3 protein-coding genes are annotated in these 1,083 nt (G+C 68.1%); 2 read left to right on the forward strand and 1 reads right to left on the reverse strand.

All coding sequences use genetic code 11. The features are described 5' to 3' along the window. On the forward strand, positions 1-210 hold a 210-nt coding region (locus ACYVDE_RS23830; protein ID WP_460504011.1), incomplete at its 5' end, for a T9SS type A sorting domain-containing protein. Between the two features lie 9 nt (positions 211-219). Here ACYVDE_RS23830 and dtd read toward each other — a convergent pair. Further along, positions 220-666 (reverse strand): D-aminoacyl-tRNA deacylase, encoded by a 447-nt coding sequence (dtd, locus tag ACYVDE_RS23835; RefSeq protein ID WP_460504012.1) that lies wholly within the window; start codon positions 664-666, stop codon positions 220-222. Between the two features lie 69 nt (positions 667-735). On the opposite strand from dtd, the gene ACYVDE_RS23840 reads away from it, so the two are divergent. After that, positions 736-1,083, forward strand: a 348-nt coding sequence (locus ACYVDE_RS23840; protein ID WP_460504013.1) for a hypothetical protein, incomplete at its 3' end; no start/stop codon positions are given.

Genomic DNA, 1,083 nt, shown 5'->3' on the forward strand with positions numbered 1-1,083 from the left:
CTCACCGTGGAATGGCCCCGCAACAGCGGCGCCCGGCAAGTGGCGCTGGTCGATGCGCTGGGCAAGGTGGTGCTGACGCACGCCATAACCGCCGCCGACAACCAGGCCCTGAATACCACGCTCGACACCCACACGCTGGCCAAAGGCCTGTACCTGCTCCGCCTCACGGCCGCCGGCGGCACGGTGGCCCGGCAGGTGGTGCTGGAGTAGCCGGCAAGGCTACGCCGGCGAGTCGAGCACGATGGTAACCGGGCCGTCGTTGAGCAGGCGCACCTGCATGTCGGCCCCGAAAATGCCGGTGGGCACGGGCTGGCCCAGCTCGGCGGCTACCATGCCCACAAACTGCTCGTAGAGCGGCTCGGCCACGGCGGGCGGGGCGGCCCCGATGTAGCTGGGGCGGTTGCCCTTGCGGGCATCGGCCAGCAGCGTGAACTGGCTCACCACCAGTACCTGCCCGCCCACGTCCTGCACGCTGCGGTTCATCTGGCCGTTTTCGTCGCCGAAAATGCGGAGCTGCACCAGCTTGCGGCACATCCAGGCCAGCGAGGTGGAGTTGTCGGTGGGGGCGAAGCCGGCCAGCACCAGCAGGCCCGGCCCAATCTGGCCGGTAATCTGGTCGTCGACCGTAACGGAGGCTTCGCGAACGCGCTGAATAACGAGGCGCATGAGTAGGGGGAGAAAGGGAGAGGGGAATATGGGAAGTTGGGGCCGGGCTGCCGACCTTCGCGCCAACGCATGCCTATTGTTCCAACCGCAAATAACGACCTCAGCCGTTCGCAGCGCACCATCTGGCTGGTGGCCGCGCTGCTGGCGGTGGCCGTGCTGCGGCTCTGGCACCTGCCCGAGGTCGGCCCCCCCGACTACGACTCGGTGCGCAACTGGCAGGTGGTGCAGGAGCTGGCCCACGGCCAGTTTCGGCAGCTGTTTCATCATGGTAGCCCCGGTTTCCTGCTGCTCTACGTGCCCGTGGCGGCGCTCACGCGGCAATTTTTCGTGTTTCAGCTGCTGAATGCCCTGCTCGGGCTGGCGGGTTTGGGCGGATTTGCCGCCTGGGTAGCCCGGGAGGCGCGCCTCCCGGGCCCG

This window comes from Hymenobacter agri, from assembly GCF_054778495.1.